This is a genomic window from Acinetobacter sp. NEB 394 (genome assembly GCF_013374795.1).
Taxonomy (GTDB): domain Bacteria; phylum Pseudomonadota; class Gammaproteobacteria; order Pseudomonadales; family Moraxellaceae; genus Acinetobacter; species Acinetobacter johnsonii.
The window spans coordinates 2,848,233-2,862,305 of record NZ_CP055277.1 but is presented as its reverse complement, the minus strand read 5'-3'; the positions used below and the strand labels follow the sequence as shown (position 1 = coordinate 2,862,305).

General features: G+C 42.3%; 13 protein-coding genes and 1 pseudogene. 7 read left to right on the top strand and 7 right to left on the bottom strand.

Annotated elements, in window-relative coordinates; genetic code table 11:
- Positions 1 to 152: 152 nt before the first annotated feature.
- The 5 genes from lolA (at position 153) to HUK62_RS13850 (ending at position 5,132) form a co-directional block, all read left to right on the top strand.
- Positions 153 to 851: an outer membrane lipoprotein chaperone LolA gene (gene lolA / locus HUK62_RS13870; RefSeq protein WP_176538146.1), complete on the top strand. Its 699-nt coding sequence runs from the start codon at positions 153 to 155 to the stop codon at positions 849 to 851.
- A gap of 173 nt (positions 852 to 1,024) precedes the next feature.
- Positions 1,025 to 1,795, top strand: coding sequence for an RsiV family protein (locus HUK62_RS13865; RefSeq protein ID WP_176538145.1), 771 nt, complete (start codon positions 1,025 to 1,027; stop codon positions 1,793 to 1,795).
- 100 nt (positions 1,796 to 1,895) lie between these two features.
- Positions 1,896 to 3,167: a serine--tRNA ligase gene (gene serS / locus HUK62_RS13860; protein ID WP_004695457.1), complete on the top strand. Its 1,272-nt coding sequence runs from the start codon at positions 1,896 to 1,898 to the stop codon at positions 3,165 to 3,167.
- A 76-nt stretch (positions 3,168 to 3,243) separates the two neighbouring features.
- Positions 3,244 to 4,620, top strand: a complete 1,377-nt coding sequence (cysG, locus tag HUK62_RS13855; protein ID WP_176538144.1) for a siroheme synthase CysG — start codon at positions 3,244 to 3,246, stop codon at positions 4,618 to 4,620.
- 32 nt (positions 4,621 to 4,652) lie between these two features.
- Positions 4,653 to 5,132, top strand: coding sequence for a tRNA (cytidine(34)-2'-O)-methyltransferase (locus HUK62_RS13850; RefSeq protein ID WP_176538143.1), 480 nt, complete (start codon positions 4,653 to 4,655; stop codon positions 5,130 to 5,132).
- A gap of 24 nt (positions 5,133 to 5,156) precedes the next feature.
- On the opposite strand, the gene HUK62_RS13845 is transcribed toward HUK62_RS13850, so the two are convergent.
- On the bottom strand, positions 5,157 to 5,543 hold the full coding sequence (locus HUK62_RS13845) for a helix-turn-helix domain-containing protein (RefSeq protein ID WP_004695464.1): 387 nt from the start codon (positions 5,541 to 5,543) through the stop codon (positions 5,157 to 5,159).
- Positions 5,544 to 5,658: 115 nt separating this feature from the next.
- On the opposite strand from HUK62_RS13845, the pseudogene HUK62_RS19300 reads away from it, so the two are divergent.
- Together HUK62_RS19300 and HUK62_RS13835 are read left to right on the top strand one after the other, a co-directional pair.
- A pseudogene (locus tag HUK62_RS19300) lies at positions 5,659 to 6,440 on the top strand (SDR family NAD(P)-dependent oxidoreductase).
- 90 nt (positions 6,441 to 6,530) lie between these two features.
- Complete coding sequence (locus tag HUK62_RS13835) at positions 6,531 to 7,085, top strand: flavodoxin family protein (RefSeq protein ID WP_176538142.1); 555 nt, start codon at positions 6,531 to 6,533, stop codon at positions 7,083 to 7,085.
- A 64-nt stretch (positions 7,086 to 7,149) separates the two neighbouring features.
- Here the strand turns inward: HUK62_RS13835 and HUK62_RS13830 are convergent, their stop codons facing one another.
- The 6 genes from HUK62_RS13830 to rpoD form a co-directional block, all read right to left on the bottom strand.
- Positions 7,150 to 8,544, bottom strand: coding sequence for an APC family permease (locus HUK62_RS13830; RefSeq protein ID WP_005400375.1), 1,395 nt, complete (start codon positions 8,542 to 8,544; stop codon positions 7,150 to 7,152).
- Between the two features lie 265 nt (positions 8,545 to 8,809).
- Entirely contained in the window at positions 8,810 to 9,994 is a 1,185-nt protein-coding gene (locus tag HUK62_RS13825; protein WP_004982825.1) for an iron-containing alcohol dehydrogenase, read from the bottom strand.
- A 1-nt stretch (position 9,995) separates the two neighbouring features.
- The gene (locus tag HUK62_RS13820; RefSeq protein ID WP_004695475.1) at positions 9,996 to 10,529 is read right to left on the bottom strand and encodes a hypothetical protein; all 534 of its coding nucleotides are present in this window, start codon (positions 10,527 to 10,529) and stop codon (positions 9,996 to 9,998) included.
- Between the two features lie 78 nt (positions 10,530 to 10,607).
- The gene (lipB, locus tag HUK62_RS13815) at positions 10,608 to 11,267 is read right to left on the bottom strand and encodes a lipoyl(octanoyl) transferase LipB (protein WP_176538141.1); all 660 of its coding nucleotides are present in this window, start codon (positions 11,265 to 11,267) and stop codon (positions 10,608 to 10,610) included.
- Positions 11,268 to 11,429: 162 nt separating this feature from the next.
- Positions 11,430 to 11,717, bottom strand: a complete 288-nt coding sequence (locus HUK62_RS13810; RefSeq protein ID WP_010327321.1) for a DUF493 domain-containing protein — start codon at positions 11,715 to 11,717, stop codon at positions 11,430 to 11,432.
- A 122-nt stretch (positions 11,718 to 11,839) separates the two neighbouring features.
- Positions 11,840 to 13,726, bottom strand: coding sequence for an RNA polymerase sigma factor RpoD (rpoD, locus tag HUK62_RS13805; RefSeq protein ID WP_114837041.1), 1,887 nt, complete (start codon positions 13,724 to 13,726; stop codon positions 11,840 to 11,842).
- Positions 13,727 to 14,073: the final 347 nt, after the last annotated feature.

Sequence of the window (14,073 nt, the reverse complement as noted above, 5' to 3'; positions counted from 1 at the left end):
AAACTGAGTTCTTCATCATGATGGATATTTCACAACATTAAGCACCAATAAATATACAAATCTTCTTATATTCTCAATTATTAGCCATAAAATTTGATTTAAGATAGCTCATCTAACAAATTGCGACTGCGCAAATTATAAAAGGTGAGATTATGAAAATGCTTCGTAAGACTTTATATGCAATGACAGTGGGTGTAATAACACTTGGCCCTGTTATGAGCAGTACAGTATTTGCAGCTCCGGTTGCAGCATCGGAGCAACAAGCGACGACGAGTTTAGTGAAACAGTTGAGTGGTATCCAAAGTATCAGTTCTAACTTTGAGCAAACCACCAAAGTTACAAATTCATCTAAAGCACCGAAGAAACAAGGTTTATCTGCTCAGCATATGAATCAGACCTTTAAAGGGGTGATGAAAGTTGAGCGTCCAGGGAAATTCTATTGGGAAACCACAAGCCCTGCGAAACAAACCATTGTAACTTCGGGTAAAACGGTATGGATTTATGATCCAGACTTACAGCAAGCGGTTCGTCAAACTTTAGATGAACAGGTGGCGAATACACCTGCACTATTATTGTCAGGGAATACGGAACAGATTCGTAAGTCATACCGTATTACGCAACCAAATCAGAGCAAAACTTACTATACCCTGTACCCAAAAAGCGATGATGGTGCGTTTCAAAGTTTAACGATCAGTTTTGGTGCGAAAAATGCGCCAACGCTAATGATCTTAGAAGATTCTTTGGGACAAACAACCTATGTGCGTTTTAATAACACTAAGGTAAATACCAATATTCCAGCTTCAACCTTTAATTTTACGCCGCCTAAAGGCACAGACATTATTGACCAATAATATGAGCCTGTTGTTTAAAACCACCTTCGGGTGGTTTTTTATTGGGTCACGTTCAGTTACATAACGTGGTGGGAAGTTATGGCTGTGCTTTGTATAGTCTGTGCTATTGAATACGTAACTGCGGGTAAATCATGATATTACTTCATAACAATAAAATTGGATCTGTCTTCGCAATGATGTTGTGCGTTGGATTGCTCAGCGCATGCCAACCACAAAATGACATTAACGCTGCAAAAAGTGAAGAGACAACTAAACCAGCTCAAGTCACACAGACTTTACCACTGATTGAGGCAAAAGTTCGACCATTACAATTGGCGCGTTCTATTGCATGTGATGAGGAAGGATGTACCCAATACAAGCTGTACAGCTTGGACACCAATGTCCCATGGATCAGTCAATATTTTGATGAACGGATGAAAAAAGCCAATCCTGTGGCATTTGAAAGCTCGAAGCAAGCAAAGCCACAGATCGATGAAAACATGCTCAGTGAAACTTTGTCTGATGTCCGTTATGTGGCGCAGCGTGGAAAATATGCTGATTTTGTCTTGATGTATTATCACTACCCAGCGCGTGCCGCGCATGGCATGTATCACAACGAATACATCACCTTAGATTTGGCAACGAAAAAACGGGTTGCGCTGAGTGACATTGTGGTGGACAAGACTGAATCGCAATTATTAGATGCATTATATAGTGCCAATAGCATGTGGCTGTCCGATCATAATATTTCACGCGAGCAATTGAAGCTGACAGATAATTATTATATGAGTGCCAAAGGTGTGGTGTTCGTCTATCCCTTATATGAATTAGCGTCTTATGCAGAAGGGATGTCTGAATTGGTTTTACCGTATCAACAAGCCAGCGGCTTAATTAAGGCGGAATATTTGCCGAGTTTTGTCGATTATGCAGCTGAACGAGAAAAAGCGAGCAAAGAAAAGCCATGAAAATTGCTGTAATAAGCCACAGCTAGTGATCGCGTGACTGTATTTTTCGGCCTGAAGCGCTTACACTATAGCCAGTTTTTTTCTTTGCAAAAGATTGGCTATGATCGACCCGAAATTACTCAGAAATAATATTGAGGCTGTAAATTTAGCCTTAGCAAAACGTGGTGTACAACTGAATGTTGAAGAATGGGCATCACTAGAAGCTCGCCGTAAAGAGATTCAATCCAAAACTGAATCTCTTCAGGCTGAACGTAATTCGGGTGCAAAACAAGTTGGCCAAATTAAAAAAGCTGGTGGTGATGCATCTGAAATTATGACGCGCATGTCAGCGATTGGTGATGAAATCAAAGCCGCAGAAGTCGCTTTGTCTGAATTACAAGCTGAACTTGAAGCGAAATCACTCAGCATTCCAAACTTGCCAGATGAGTCTGTTCCTGAAGGAAAAGACGAAAGTGATAACGTGGAAATCCTCACATGGGGTACGCCGCGTACGTTTGACTTCGAAATTAAAGACCATACTGACCTTGGTGAGTGGATGGGTGGTCTTGAGTTTGAAACAGCGACCAAATTGACAGGTTCTCGTTTCAGTGTGCTCAAAGGGCCACTTGCTCGTTTACAACGTGCGATTACCCAGTTCATGTTAAATACGCACACCTTGGAAAATGGTTATACCGAAGCTTATGTGCCGTATTTAGTCAATGCTGACTCACTACGTGGTACAGGCCAATTGCCTAAATTTGAAGAAGATTTATTCAAATTACAAGGTGAAAAAGAGTATTACCTTATTCCAACTGCGGAAGTGCCTGTAACCAACTTCGTGCGTGATGAAATCATTGATGCAGACCGGTTACCACTGAAATATGCAGCACACACGCCATGCTTCCGTAGTGAAGCAGGTTCATATGGTCGTGATACGCGTGGCTTGATTCGCCAGCATCAATTTGACAAAGTTGAAATGGTGCAAATTGTTAAGCCTGAAGACTCCATGCAAGCGCTTGAAGAGCTTACAGGTCATGCTGAAGGGATTTTGAAAGCACTTGGTTTGCCGTACCGTAAGATCATTCTTTGTGGTGGTGATATGGGCTTCGGTGCAACTAAAACTTACGATCTTGAAGTTTGGGTACCAAGTCAAAATACGTACCGCGAAATTTCTTCATGTTCAAACATGGGGGATTTCCAAGCGCGTCGTATGAAAGCACGCTACCGTGCAGACCAAAAGAAAACTGAATTTGTACATACGCTGAATGGTTCAGGTTTGGCTGTGGGCCGTACTTTACTTGCGGTCATGGAAAACTACCAACGTGCTGATGGTTCGATTGAAATCCCAACCGTGCTTCGTCCATATATGGGCGGTGCTGAGTACATTGACTAATAAAGTCGATGTACTGCACAGTTTTGTGCACAATAATTGCTTTAAGACAGTCAGATAAAACTCATTGAGGTCGTGCGTGGATATTTTTCCAATCTCTTTAAAGTTGCAGCAGCAACCTTGTCTGATTGTCGGCGGTGGGCATATTGCTTACCGTAAGGCAGTGTTGTTACATAAAGCAGGGGCAGTGATTCATATCATTGCTCCTGATATTGATGCAAATTTATTGCAACTGGTTGAAGAAAGCCAAGGGCAATATATCCAAGCGCTATATCCTGCGCAGATTCAACTCAATGACTATCGTTTAGTGATTGCTGCAACAGATGATTATGCAGTGAATACTCAAGTCTTTGAGGACTGTGAAGCGCTGAAAATACTGGTCAACAGTGTGGATGATCCACCACATTGCCGTTTTATGGTTCCTGCTATTGTCGATCGTTCACCTTTGGTGATTTCAGTGGCCAGCAATGGTACATCCCCCGTATTATCTCGCCAAATCCGAACCCAGCTTGAAACCAGTATTCCACATGGGATGGGTAAGCTGGCTGAGTTTTCAGGAAAATGGCGTGCAGCGGTGAAAGCGAAGATTTCCAATCCTGACGAGCGCCGTGTTTTTTGGGAAGACTTATATGCAAGCTCTCTGAAAGAACAGGTTTTTCATGACAATCTTGTAGAAGCAGATCGTTTAATCGAGCAAGCACTAGCAGAGTGGAAAACCCCGAAAGGTGAGGTATATTTGGTTGGTGCAGGTCCAGGTGATCCTGAGTTGTTGACCCTCAAAGCATTGCGTTTGATGCAACAAGCCGATGTGGTGATTTATGATCGTTTGGTTTCTCCTGCGATTATGGAACTCTGCCGTCGCGATGCAACAAAAATTTATGTAGGTAAAGCCCGTTCTAACCATGCTGTACCGCAAGAAGGCATCAATGCCTTACTGGTGGAATACGCCTCAAAAGGTCAACGTGTTTGCCGTTTAAAAGGTGGTGATCCTTTCATCTTTGGTCGTGGTGGTGAAGAAATTCAAGAGCTTTTTGCAGCAGGTGTACCATTTCAAGTAGTGCCAGGGATTACAGCAGCTTCGGGTTGTTCGGCTTATGCAGGCATTCCGTTGACACATCGCGATTATGCACAAAGCGTGCGTTTCCTTACGGGACATTTAAAAGAAGGTTCGCCTGAGTTACCGTGGGATGAGTTAGTCTATCAGAATCAAACGCTTGTGCTGTACATGGGCTTGGTCGGTTTAGAAAAAATTTGTGAAAAGTTAATTGAGCATGGCCAGCGCCCAGACATGCCCGTTGCTTTGATCTCGAAAGGTACCACGCCAGAACAAAAAGTGCTGGTCGGGACCTTAGCGGATATCGCATCAAAAGTTGAAGAAAATCATATTCAAGCGCCTACATTGACCATCATTGGTGATGTAGTAAGCTTGCGTGAACAATTACAGTGGCAAGATTAACTTTTGCCATATTGAAAGAGTAGAGAAAAGCTGTGATCCATGTTGTTTTATACGAGCCCGAAATTCCTGCAAACACAGGCAATATCATTCGTTTATGTGCCAATACTGGAGCGCAGCTGCATTTGGTTAAGCCTCTCGGCTTTGAACTGGATGATAAAAAACTTAAACGTGCAGGTTTGGACTACCACGAGTGGGCGCGCATGCAAATTTGGGAAACATTCGATGAGTGTTTAGCAAATTTAGCCCTAAAAGGTGTCGATATAAACGCGGTTTATCCTCTAACCACCAAAGGAACGGAAACCCCGCATACTTCGGATTTGAATCGCCCCGTGGCGTTACTTATGGGACCTGAGACGCGTGGTCTGCCTGAACAGGTTCGTATGTTGTTTCCAAAAGAGCATTGGATTCGTTTGCCCATGGCTGAAAACTCGCGCAGTTTGAACTTATCCAATACGACAGCTGTGATTGTGTATGAAGCATGGCGTCAGCAGGGTTTTAAGCCTTTAGCCTAATCAAATTGCTGTGACAGAGCCCGCTTAAGCGGGCTCTGTTTTTTCTAGCTTTTGATCGAATCCCGCTCTGGATTTTAAAACTTTAAGCATATTGGCTTCGACCCAATCTTTCATTTGATAGGCATTTTGAGCAAAGTCTTTGCCAATCTCGGTTAACGCATATTCCACTCGAATCACGTTGTCTTCATGAATGGTTCGCGTCAAAAAACCATCGCGTTCTAAGATTTTTAATTTTTGTGACAGTACTTTAGGGGAAATACCTAAAACATTTTTCTTGAGCTCATTAAAGTGTTGTGACTCTTGATCCAGCGTATACACAATCAATAAAATCCACTTGTCTGCAAATTTTTCAAAAAAAAGACGAGCAGGACAATCTGGATGAAAAATATTAAATTTCATTGGCTTATTCATTTTTAACCATGCTCCTTTTACGTTCTATCTTCATTTTAAACAGCGAATTTGACCAGTTATCAAGTGGTAACTAATTGATACTAGGTTTCATAAGTGTATCATGAATACAGACTTAATGCAGCGCTGTCATCAGACTACGCTTTCGCAAAATACTGGCAATTGGATGGATCACATAATGAAAGTTTCTGAGGCTGTTGTTTTTATTACGGGTGCGAATCGTGGCTTAGGACTTGCCATCGCTCGGGAGGCACGTCGTCAGGGCGCTAAAAAGATCTATGCGGGTATGCGCCAGATTGGGAGTTTTCAGGAAAAGGGGCTTACCCCGATTCAACTGGATGTAAATGACGAAGCATCTATTCAGCAGGCAGCAGAACAATGCGCAGATACCACGATTCTTGTGAATAATGCGGGCATTGCGCTTTTGAATGAGCATCCTGTCAAGCCAATATCATTACGACTACGCAAAAGATTTTGGAAACTAATTTATTGGGTTTGATGCGGGTGACGCAAATTTTTGCTCCGATCTTGCAAAAGAGCCAACAGGCTTATGTGGTCAATATTCTCTCGGATGTGTCATGGGAGCCAAGCACTGTTTTGACCAGTTATGCCATTTCTAAGGCAGCAGCATGATCCTATACCAACTCAAGTCGTCAGTGGTTGTCTCAATTTAATATTCAGATCATGGGGGTGCATGTGGGTTTTATTGACACCGATCTGACTCGTTCATTACCCATTCCGAAGATTGCGCCAGAAACAGCAGCTCAAGAAATATTTCAAGGCATCGAGCAAAATGCTTATGAAGTTTTGATCGGTGAAAAGACCCAGCAGTTGAAGCAGGGCCTAAGCGCTGAAGTTGCAAGTTATGTGAAGCTCAAGCCCGATCAGGCAAGTGTTTAAGATATTTCATACTATTTATTTTTAATGGTTTACGCAGCGTCATGCTTGACGAAGCAATGCCAATCAAGTGATTCAAAAGAGGAAACTAAAATGTCGAATATTTCAGTGGTTTTTTATTCAGGCTATGGACATACCAAAGTGATTGCACAAACTTTTGCGCAAGAAATTGGTGCAAATTTGGTGGAGATTGACCCAAATGGCGACATTTCAGAGCAAGATTGGCAGACATTGGATCAATCTGATGCAATTGTATTTGGTGCACCAACTTATATGGGTACTGCACCGTGGCAATTTAAAAAGTTTGCCGATGCATCTTCAAAAAAATGGTTTACTCGTGTGTGGCAAGATAAAATTTTCGGTGGCTTTACCAATAGCGCAAGCTTAAATGGTGATAAGCAAGTGACCTTAATTCAACTACAAACACTTGCATCGCAGCATGGCGGTATTTGGGTAAGCTTGGGTTTATTGCCTGCCAATAGTAAAGCGGCAACCCGTCAAGATGTAAATAATTTGGGTGGTTCTGTAGGCTTGTTGGTGCAATCACCATCCGATGCAAGTACGGATGAAATTCCAACAGGGGATCTCGAAACCACAAAAGCCTATGCACAACGTATTGCTAAAATGACTAAACAATTTAAGGGCTAGTTTTTTAGCTCTAGTTTAAAAAAGAAAAAGACGCACTTGGCGTCTTTTTCTTTTGAATGAAAGATTAGAGCGGATCGTCAAATTCATTATGTTGTGGTGCTGGTTGCTTAAAGCCTTTGGTTTTATAACCTAAGTATAAAATACCAAACATTGCCCACCATAAACCGAATTTCAACGCAGTTTCTTCAATTTCTAGCCACATGGCAAAGATACTGAGGAATCCACACATTGGAATCACCACAAAGCTAAAGATATCTTTAATATTCTTTGTGCGGCCATCACGCAGTGCATATCTTGAAATCACCGATAAATTTACAAAGGTAAATGCAGTTAGCGCACCGAAGCTGATCATCGAAATGACGATGTCTAAGTCCATGAAGCCAGCTGTTAATGCTACAGCACCTACAATGAGGATATTATAAGACGGTGTGAAGCTTTTCGGACTAATATGACCAAAAATCTTCTTGTTAATTACGCCATCACGACCCATCACATACATTAAGCGTGAAACGCCTGCATGTGCCGAAATACCTGATGCCATAACAGTCACAATTGCGAAGTACAACACCACCGTTTTAAACGCAACGCCACCGACGGCTTGTAAAATGTCAGGTTGTGTTGCAGCAACATCTTCAAAGTAAGTCTTTGGATCGTTCGGGAAGTAAATCTGCATGAAGTAGGTGCTGATAATAAAGATCACACCGGCCAAGAGTGCCGTTAAGAAAATCGCTTTAGGTAGAGTTTTCTCGGTATCTTTTGTTTCTTCTGCAAGCGAGCTGAGCGAGTCAAAACCTGTGAATGAGAAGCACAGCAAAGTTGCACCTGTAATCAGGGCACCCAGTGAAGTAAGCTCATTCCAGAATGGCTCTAAACTCCATAACTGATATTTCGCATTGACCAAAGTACCATCTGCGTTGACGCCACCAGCAAGCAAGCTGTAAACCATCCACGTGAAGTAAGCAATCACACCTAACTGGACAAAAACGATCAAACCATTAAAGTTTGCAACGAAGCGTGCACCACGTAAGTTGACCGCGGTCATAAATGCAGTTAAACCAACCACCCAGACCCAATGGTTTACATCCGGGAATAAGGCCTCAAGGTAAATCACGGCAAGAATGATGTTGACCATTGGAGACAATAAATAGTCTAACCATGATGACCAACCGACCATAAATCCGACATTCGGATGGATAGATTTTTGCGCATAGGTATAGGCTGAACCCGAGGAAGGGTAGCGACGAATCATGTGACCATAACTGATTGACGTGAATAAAATTGCAATTAAAGCAATGATATATGACGTTGGCACATGATAATGACTTTCTTCTGATACTAAACCGAAAGTATCAAATAATGTCATTGGTTGAATATAAGCTAAACCAATAATAATGATGTGCCAGAGACCTAGCGTTTTTTGCAGTTTAGCTGCCGATTGAGTCCCAGAAATATTAGTCAACGGCGTTATCCTCTTAATCGTTGATCAAGGATCAGTCATGTTTAATAAGGATCGTTTGAGACGAACGATCCCCCCTGTGTTTAATTTCAAAAGTGCGCCAATCTACATTAATTTGGCCGCTTTTGTCAGTAACTTTTTCAGATTTTTTAGCAGTTTTTATGCCAATAGGTATAAGGAAAGCATTATTCCTTATGGCAAATAAAAGCCCGATGTTTAAAAAAGCATCAGGCTAAGATTGTCGCTATATTGGCTGATTTTTTATGAATTACCAAGCTTTTTCTAAAATTGCTTTTAAATCTTTTAAGCTGGCTTCTTTCGGGTTGTAAATGATCGAACCATCGTTGAGGGCCTTTTCTGCCACCTCATCGAGTTGTTCTAAGGTCACTTTTCCTGTTTCACTCAAGGTACGGGGTAACTTGGTTAGGGTAAATAAGCGATCACGCATGGTGAGTAATGTGCTGATGGCTTTGTCTGCACGTAAGTGGGCAGGAGTCTGCGCATAAATGTCTGGCCCTGCAAGCGGTAACAAGAGCTCTGCAATCTTGTCACCATTCACTTCCTTGTTGAATTCAAGCACATAAGGCAAGAATAGGTTCATGCATAGTCCATGCGGCAAGTGTGCCACTGCACCTAAGGCATGTCCAAGTGAGTGTACAAGGCCCACCATCGAGTTTGAAAACGCAATGCCAGCCATGGTCGAAGCTTGAGCCAATTCTAAGCGGCCGTTGGCATCGCTTGGATTATCCAGCACATTAAACAAGTGATTGCTGACTTTTTTAATTGCAGCCGTAGCATAGGCATCTGAAATCGGATTGTGTGCCATGCATGTATAGGCTTCGACGGCATGGGTCATGGCATCCATTGCGGTCATCGCAGTTAAGTGCGGTGGCAGGGTTTGGGTCATACGTGGATCGAGAATCGCAGCATGCGGCATTAAATAGTACGATGCGAAAGGCAGTTTGACATTTTTCTCTGGATCAGACACCACTGCAACCATGGTAACTTCAGACCCAGTACCTGACGTGGTTGGAATCACAAAAAAGGGTTTGAGTGGTTTAGGTAGGTTGTGTGCCCCAGAGTATTTCAGTAAGTCATCACCACCTTCAGATACCAAAATATTAGTGGCTTTCGAGGTATCAATCACCGATCCGCCACCGACAGCAATAATCGCATCGCACTGGTGTTCACGATATAAATTGGCTGCTTTACGTACTGTCTCTAAGCTTGAATCGGGTGGAACATCATCAAAAATTGCACCAATCACTGCATCGGTAGACTCAAACGCTGCTTCAATGGGTGCCAGTAAATTGTTGGCACGAACACCTTTGTCGGTAATGATTAAAGGTCGGGTTGCCCCTAATGTTGCCAGTTCAAATGGAATGTGTTCTAAAGCAGCATGACCAGCGATCACTTTTACAGGACAGAAAAATTCGTAATAAGGCTTCGCCATGTTATGCACTCCGTTTTAAATATGATTGGGCTACTTTGAGATAAATATTTGCAGCACCAGTGAGTTTTTCTTTTAAGCCCAATTCAGTTGGGTATTCTTTGACGGCAAGTTCAGCGACCATTTTCGGTAAAATCAATGATTCCATTTTATTTAGACAGCGGACGAGGCGAATTGCATAGGAAATATCCCCATCTGCAATCATGCGGTCGTGTGCAAAAGCTTGTGCTGTACTTTCTTGAAATGAAAATACTAAAAAGGCATGGCTCAGATGTTTAAAAGTGATGGTTAAATCTGCTTTTAGGCTGCCAGGTGTCAGCAGTTCAAGTTGATGGTCTTCGGTCACTTTGGCTAAAAAAGCCGGGCCGTTTGGAAAGACATTCATCGATAAGGTGAAATTGGCTGGAAATTTGGCAACTTCTTGCTGAATTTCACTATCGACTTGGCTGGCCATGACCAATCCTCGGCCAATCACATCCATCATAAGTTTGACATAGGTCAATTGCAGAGCGGGTTTCACTGAATTTACGTTAATCACTCGCTGTTGTCCTTTCTAAAAATAATTATTAGTTTAGAGTAAATACTCTAATTTATTTTTCCATGAAAAGCAAAGCCTTTATATATGCTGTACTTGAACTTCTTTAAAGTAACCGCTGTGCTGTAAAGTTTCAATAATGTCAGCACATAAGTTTTCAAAACGAGGGTAGTCTGGTTTGAGGTCTGAGATACGCACCATTTCTAAGCCCGCATAGCCGCATGGATTAATGGTGTGAAACCCAAATAAGTCACAGTCAATATTTAAGGATAAACCATGATAACTGCGGCCTTTACGAATTTTAAAACCCAATGAGCCAATCTTGCGTCCATCGACATACACGCCGGGTGCATCAGGTTTGGCATAGGCTTCAATCTCATATTTCTTGAGTAACTCAATCATGAGGTTTTCAGCATAAGATACCAAGGTACGGACGTTCCAACGAAGTCGGTTGAGGTCAAACATAAAATAGGCCACCAACTGCCCGGGACCATGCCAAGTGACTTGCCCCCCACGATCTGTTTGTACCACAGGAATGTTACTGCTCATGAGGATGTGTTCAGGTTTTCCAGCTTGACCTTGGGTGAGCACGTCATGATGTTGCAAAATCCAAAGTTCATCTGGTGTGTCTACATCCCGTTGTTCAGTCAGTGCTTTCATTTCTACAAAGCGGTCAGCATATGAAGTTAAGCTATCAAACTGGCGAATAATGAGTTGTGGTTTGAGAACGGCATCTGACACGGCACTTGCGTCCTTATAAAACAAAAAGTATGTCTGAAATTATAAAGAAAAGATCTAGAGCGTAGGGGGATTTCTTCAGTGAATAAGCTGAATTCAATAGATCAAAAATTTAGGCACAAAAAAACACGCTCGTAAGCGTGTCTCATTGATACATCATTTGAATTACAGCGCCGTTTTAATTAACGGACAAGCCGCAAGGTCTGCATACAGTTGATGAACTTGTTCTAATTCTTCAAAACGCAATTGAGCAGTTAAAGAATGGTATTTACCTGTGCGTGATGGCTGGACTTGGATCGATTCACCATCAAACTCAGGGAAATGTTTGACTAAAATTTCAACCACTGCAACATGTAACTCAGTGCTGGCAAAGCCAATGAGTTTGATTGGGTAGTCCATAGGAAATACCCAAAGATGTTCTTGTAATTCACGTGATGGTGTACGGTCTAACATAGTCATGAGCGTCAGTCCCCCTTATTTCAAACGCCTGCGAAACTGCAGGCGTTAGGTGTTGCTCTTAAATACTTAATGGAGACTCGTGATTAAATTTCAAGTCTCCAACGTATCGGTATCAATTAGTCGTTTTCTAGGAATGAACGTAAATGTTCAGAACGAGAAGGGTGACGTAATTTACGCAGTGCTTTCGCTTCAATCTGACGAATACGTTCGCGCGTCACGTCAAACTGTTTACCCACTTCTTCCAAAGTATGATCCGTTGGCATGTCGATACCAAAACGCATTTTCAAGACTTTCGCTTCACGTTCAGTCAAGTTTTCAAGCACTTCACGAGTTGCTTCTTTTAGGCCTTCAGACGTTGCAGCATCGACAGGTGACGTGATGTTGCTGTCTTCAATGAAGTCACCCAAGTGCGAATCTTCATCATCGCCAATCGGTGTTTCCATCGAAATTGGTTCTTTGGCGATTTTCAGCACTTTACGCACTTTAACTTCATCCATTTCCAAACGTTCACCGAGTTCTTCAGGTGTTGGTTCACGGCCCATTTCTTGCAAAAGTTGGCGTGATACACGGTTGATCTTGTTAATGGTTTCGATCATGTGTACTGGAATACGAATGGTACGCGCTTGGTCGGCAATCGAACGAGTAATGGCCTGACGAATCCACCACGTTGCATAAGTCGAGAACTTATAACCACGACGGTATTCAAACTTGTCTACAGCTTTCATCAAACCAATGTTACCTTCTTGGATCAAGTCCAAGAATTGTAAGCCACGGTTGGTGTATTTTTTCGCAATCGAAATGACCAAACGTAAGTTCGCTTCAACCATTTCTTTTTTCGCGCGGCGTGCTTTCGCTTCGCCTACAGCCATACGTTTTGAAATCTCTTTGATGCCTTTAACATCAAGGCCCAAATCTTTTTCAATGTCTGCAATTTTTTGTTGGAACGCTAAAACGTCAGGGCGTACTTTTTCAAGATAGCCTTTTTGGTCTGGCGAAGCTTTCGCAATTTGTTCATCTAACCAAGCAAAGTTTGACTCTTGACCTGGGAAAGAGGTACGGAATTGAGTACGATCCATACGACCACGACGTACTGCATAGCGCATTACTTCACGTTCAGAGGTACGGATTTGTTCATGTGTACCACGAATCATTTCTGAAATGATGTCAAATAAACGTGGTGTAAATTTGAACATCATAAACACAGTTGCAAGTGACTCTAAAGCGTCTTCTGCTTCTTTGCTTGAACGACCATGTTTCTCGATGATGGTTCGGGTGTTTTTCCAAGCAGCAGTCAGTTCGTCAAAGCGCGCTTTGGCAATCTCAGGATCTGGGCCAGATTCACCTTCAGAATCATCATCACTTTCAGACTCTTCTTCTTCCTCGTCATCATCCAATTTTACATCTTTGGTTGATTTGGTTGAAGAGTCTTCTTCTTCATCAATTTCAGACTCTTCTTCGAGGACTTCTGGAATAGCTTCATCGGTTTCAGGGTCTAAATAACCTGAAAGGATGTCCGCAAGACGACGTTCGCCCGCTTCATAATCTTTGTATTCTTGTAATACCACTTCAACCGCATTTGGCCAGTAAGCAATCGAGTGAAGAACGTCACGAATCCCTTCTTCAATACGTTTTGCAATACTGATTTCGCCTTCGCGCGTTAACAGTTCAACAGTACCCATTTCACGCATATACATGCGGACAGGGTCAGTGGTACGACCAGGCTCATTTTCTACAGAGGCAAGAACAGCAGCGGCTTCTTCTTCAGCAACTTCATCGGCAGCTTCATTACCACCTTCAAACATTGCATCATCAGATTCAGGCGCACGTTCGTGCACAGGAATACCGACATCTTGAAGCATTTGAATAATGTCTTCAATCTGTTCGCTTTCAGTGATCGAGTCTGGGAGATGATCGTTAACCTCAGCGTAAGTTAGGTAACCTTGCTCTTTGCCTCGGCTAATCAGAGCCGCTACTTGTGAAGTAGGGGAAGTCATATCGCTCATCTTTGCTTACTCTTCGTTGAATCTGTGGCAGTGGAAAACTGTGCATCTGGGCACAATTCGCTTCATAAACTTATTTGTAAATAACTGCGTATTCCATCAGGGATAGTCAGCCAAAAGCTGCCTGATAAAATATTAAAAATATAAATTCAGTGATTTAGATGGGGGTGAATTTGTTGTTTTCAAGTTCATCCCGAGCGTACTCAAGTTCAAAACCCAAATTTGAAATCTGAAAGATTTGGATTTTATGTGACCATTTAAAGTCGTAAACTACAAAGACGCAGGGTGGATTATATCATGCCATAAAAATTGGTTAGAAATAAAGACTAAAAATCAAATTAATTGCTCTA